Source organism: Acidimicrobiales bacterium (genome assembly GCA_036270875.1).
GTDB lineage: Bacteria > Actinomycetota > Acidimicrobiia > Acidimicrobiales > AC-9 > AC-9.
This window is the reverse complement of record DATBBR010000129.1, coordinates 1-4,271: the sequence shown is the minus strand read 5'-3', so window position 1 is coordinate 4,271 and position 4,271 is coordinate 1. Positions and strand designations below refer to the sequence as shown.

Sequence of the window (4,271 nt, the reverse complement as noted above, 5' to 3'; positions counted from 1 at the left end):
GGGATCACCTGCAACCGCAACCAGATCCCGGGCGACCCCCGCTCGCCCTTCGTCACCAGCGGCCTGCGCCTGGGCACTCCCGCCGTGACCACGGCCGGCATGGGTGAGCCCGAGATGGGCGAGGTGGCCGCCCTCGTAGGCCGGGCCCTGCGCGGGCGAGAGGACGAGTCGGCCCTCGCTGCGGTGGCCGACGAGGTGAGGGTCCTGTGCGCAAAGTACCCGCCCTACCCCTCCGCCGGGCGCTAGAGGATCAGGGGTGCTCGACTACGTCGCCGTCTTCGCTGTGGCCACGCTGGGGACCTATGGGCTGACGTTCGTCGTGCGACGGCTGGCCCCGCTGGTCGGCGCCGTGGTTCCGCCCGATCGTCGCCGGGTGCACGACCGCCCTACGCCGACTATCGGCGGTGCGGCCATGTTCCTGGCCTTCCTTGCCGCCATGGCGTTGGCCTCACAGCTACCGCGGTTCAAGCCCATCTTCCAGAACTCCTCCGAGCCGCTCGGCATCGTGCTCGGGGCGTCGATCATCTTCATGGTCGGCCTGATCGACGACCTGCGCGACGTGTCGGCGCCAGCCAAGGTGGCGGGTCAGGTGCTGGCGGCCAGCGTCCTGTACTTCCTCGGCGTCACCATGTTCAACTTCAAGGTTCCCTTCGCCGGCTTTATCGTGCTCTCACCCGACATCACCCCCCTCTTGACAGTGCTGTGGGTCGTCGGGATCGCCAACGCCGTCAACCTGATCGACGGGCTCGACGGCCTGGCTGCGGGTATCGTCGCCATCGCCGCCGGTGCCTTCTTTGTCTACGGCCAACGCCTGGTGGACCTCGGCGTGCTCTCGACCAACAACATGGGCCCGCTGATCGCCATCCTGGCCTGTGGGGTGTGCGTGGGCTTCTTACCCCACAACTTCCACCGGGCCCGGGTATTCATGGGCGATGCCGGCGCGATGTTCCTGGGGCTGCTCATGGCGGGCTCGACCATGGTGGTCGGGGGCCGTACGCCTGACGTCAGCGGCGAGACCTACTTCTTCTTCGCTCCCCTGTTCATCCCGTTCTTCATCCTCGGCGTACCCATCCTCGACACCGCCTTCGCCATCGTGCGGCGCATGGCTCGGGGCTCGCGGCTGTCGACGCCCGACAAGGACCACCTCCATCACCGTCTCATCCGCCTCGGCCACGGACACCGGCGATCGGTCCTCATCCTGTGGGCGTGGACGGCCATCCTCTCCGGGTTCGTGCTCTATCCGCTGTTCACCCGGCACGGTAACGCGGTCATCCCGTTTGCTGCCGCGGGGCTGGGCGTGGCGCTCTACACGCTGTTCCATCCCGGGGTGCGCCAGCGGGGGAGCCCCGCCGAGGGTGACGGGACGGTAGACGAGCGCGCGCCGGATATCGAGATCGCCGGCCGGGGGGCCGGCGACGGCGACGACGCCGACCAACTGGCGGAGGTGATCGCCATCGATGACGGCGATCGGCAGCGCGCCGCCCGGCCCGCGGCCGACCCCAAGCGGCGGCGAGGTTGACATCCTCCTGCCGGCTGGGCGTCCGAGCCAGGGCGCCGCACGGTACCCGACGGCGCGCCCTCTCGCGACAGCACGCTCGTTAGCATCGCCGGAATGAGCATCCCGGCCGGGGCGGCCCGCGTCCTTCGGTCGGCCGGTACCCGAGTCGCCAGCGTCGCTCGGGCCGTCATCGCCCGCGTGGCCCACGCGCTGCGGTCCCTGCGCCTCCCCCCGCTGCGATCTCCTGCTGGAGTGGCGGGAGCCGTGCTGGCCGTCGTGGTCGTGGCCGGCGCCGTGCTGGGGTCCCTCCACCTGGCGACGGGTGGTCAGGCCCAGCCCAAGCCCCGCCCGACCTCGCACCTGCTGGTCAACGACCACCAGGTCACCCCCAACGGGGTCACGGCGGGGTGGGTGAAGGCCGAGAACGCCAAGCCCGGAGATCGGGGCTGGAACCTGGAGAACACCTCGAACCAGGCTCCCGGCGCCATCGAGGGCTATGCAGATCGTGTGAGCGCGGTCAGTGGTGACACCGTGACGATGTTCGTCTCCACCGTGGCCCCCAGCTTCCACGTCGAGGCATACCGCATGGGGTGGTACGGCGGCGACGGCGGGCGCCTGATCTGGCGCTCGGCCGAGCTGACGGGGACCAAGCAGGCTGCTCCCACCCTCAGCCCGGGCGTCAACATGATCGAGGCCCACTGGACGCCCTCGCTCACGGTCACCCTGACGCCCGGCTGGCCGCCCGGTGACTACCTGTTCAAGTTGGTGGGCAGCGGGAACCAGCAGTCCCGTGTGCCGCTCACGCTACGCGATGACTCGAGCACCGCCGCCTACGTCATCCAGAACAGCGTGACCACGTGGCAGGCCTACAACCTGTGGGGCGGCTACGACCTCTATCAGGGCCGGAGTCCCCAGGGAGGGATGGCGTTCGCCGACCGGTCGAGGGTGGTCTCGTTCGACCGCCCCTACGAGTTCGGCTTCGGAGGAGGCGCCGCCGACTTCATCGGCAACGAGCAGCCTCTCGTGTCGATGGCGGAACGGCTCGGCCTCGACGTCACATATTCGACCGATGTCGACCTGCACGCCGCTCCAGAGCGGCTGCTCCAGCACCGCGCCCTGATCTCCCTCGGACACGACGAGTACTGGTCTTCGGTCATGCGTCAGGGAGTCGCGACAGCCAGGGACCATGGCGTCAACCTCCTCTTTCTCGGGGCCAATGCCATCTATCGCCACATCCGGTTCGAGTCCTCGCCGCTCGGTCCCAACCGGCACGAGATCGACTACAAGTCCGCCAGCGAGGACCCGATCACCGCGGTCGACCCAACGGAGGCGACCTCGGACTGGCCCTCGCCACCGGTTCCCCGCCCCGAGAGCACGATCATCGGGGACATGTACATCTGCAACCCGGTCAAGGCCGACATGGTGATCGTCGACCCGTCAGCGTGGGTCTTCGTCGGGACAGGGCTCGCGTCCGGAGCCAAGCTGCCCGACCTGGTCGGCAGTGAGTACGACCGCTACAACCCCAACCTGCCGGGCCCCACGAACATCCAGATCCTGGCCCACTCCCCGCTGACGTGCAGTCACCAGCAGGATCACTCCGACATGACCTATTACACGGCGCCGAGCGGCGGTGGGGTCTTCGCCACGGGCACCAATGTCTGGGTGGCCTCTCTCGGGGCGCCCTGCCCGGCGGGCCCGTCCCCGTGCCCGTCCGACGTCACCCAGCGGGTGACCGAGAACGTGCTGGCCGCCACCGGGGTGGGTCCGGCCGGGGCGGCTCATCCGTCGCGAGCGAACTGGACGGCCTTCTACCCCGCCGGTGCCGCCACTCGCACGCCCGGCCCCGGCGAGTAGCGAGGGGCGGTGCCGCCGGCAACTCTGGGAACGGACCTCAGGCTTGCTCGGCCAGCTCGAGGCGGGCGCTCGCCCGCTGCGCGGCCGCCTCGGCCTCGGCGTCGTCGCCGGCGCTCGCCCGCTGCTCGGCCTGCTCCTTGGCCCGCTGCGCCCGGGCCACATCGATCTCGTCCGGTCGCTCGGCCACTCCCGACAGCACGGTCACGGTGCCCGCGTTGACCTCGACGAAGCCCCCGTGGGCCGCGAAGCGCTCGCGCTGTCCCTCCGCCACGTCGATGCGCACCACACCGATCTCGACCGTCGATACGTAGGGCTCGTGGCCGGCCAGGAAGGCGATGTCGCCGCCGCCCGAGCGCATCGTCACCATCTCGGCTTCGCCCTCGAACAGGATGCGCTCGGGGGTCACCAGCGAGACGGGAAACGAGGCCATCAGCCTTCCCTCAGGGTCTTGGCCTTCTCGCGCACGCCCTCGACCCCGCCGACATTGAGGAAGGCCTGCTCGGGCACGTCGTCCAGCTCGCCGTTGACGAGCGACTCGAACGACTCGATCGTCTCGCTGACGGGAACGTAGACGCCCTTCAGGCCGGTGAAGGTCTCTGCGGTGAAGAACGGCTGGGAGAAAAAGCGCTGGATCTTGCGGGCCCGGGTCACCGCCACCCGGTCTTCCTCCGAGAGCTCGTCGATGCCGAGGATGGCGATGATGTCCTGGAGGTCGCGGTAGCGCTGGAGGATCTCCTGGACCCGACGGGCGACGGCATAGTGGCGCTCGCCGACGATCTCGGGCGCCAAGATGTTGCTGGTCGATGCGAGCGGGTCGACCGCCGGGTAGATGCCGAGCGACACGATCTGGCGCGACAGCTCGGTGGTCGCGTCGAGGTGGGTGAAGGTCGTGAAGGGCGCGGGGTCGGTGTAGTCGTCG

General features: G+C 69.5%; 5 protein-coding genes. 3 read left to right on the top strand and 2 right to left on the bottom strand.

Features of this window, described 5'->3' with window-relative positions; translation table 11 throughout:
- The 3 genes from VH112_12810 to VH112_12800 all read left to right on the top strand — a co-directional run.
- A partial coding sequence (locus VH112_12810) for a serine hydroxymethyltransferase (GenBank protein ID HEX4541114.1) occupies window positions 1-246 on the top strand: 246 nt, incomplete at its 5' end.
- Window positions 247-256: 10 nt separating this feature from the next.
- Window positions 257-1,519 carry an MraY family glycosyltransferase gene (locus VH112_12805; protein ID HEX4541113.1) on the top strand — a complete coding sequence of 421 codons (1,263 nt, stop codon included), beginning with the start codon at window positions 257-259 and terminating at the stop codon, window positions 1,517-1,519.
- A gap of 93 nt (window positions 1,520-1,612) precedes the next feature.
- Window positions 1,613-3,352, top strand: coding sequence for a N,N-dimethylformamidase beta subunit family domain-containing protein (locus VH112_12800; GenBank protein ID HEX4541112.1), 1,740 nt, complete (start codon window positions 1,613-1,615; stop codon window positions 3,350-3,352).
- Between the two features lie 37 nt (window positions 3,353-3,389).
- Here the strand turns inward: VH112_12800 and atpC are convergent, their stop codons facing one another.
- Together atpC and VH112_12790 are read right to left on the bottom strand one after the other, a co-directional pair.
- Window positions 3,390-3,782, bottom strand: a complete 393-nt coding sequence (atpC, locus tag VH112_12795) for an ATP synthase F1 subunit epsilon (protein HEX4541111.1) — start codon at window positions 3,780-3,782, stop codon at window positions 3,390-3,392.
- A partial coding sequence (locus VH112_12790) for a F0F1 ATP synthase subunit beta (protein HEX4541110.1) occupies window positions 3,782-4,271 on the bottom strand: 490 nt, incomplete at its 5' end. The genes atpC and VH112_12790, both read right to left, overlap by 1 nt.

What these genes read in the sequence shown, in the direction of transcription:
- VH112_12800 (HEX4541112.1), top strand. Translation starts at nt 1,613, where the DNA reads ATGAGCATCCCGGCCGGGGCGGCCCGCGTCCTTCGGTCGGCCGGTACC.
- atpC (HEX4541111.1), bottom strand. Translation starts at nt 3,782, where the DNA reads ATGGCCTCGTTTCCCGTCTCGCTGGTGACCCCCGAGCGCATCCTGTTC.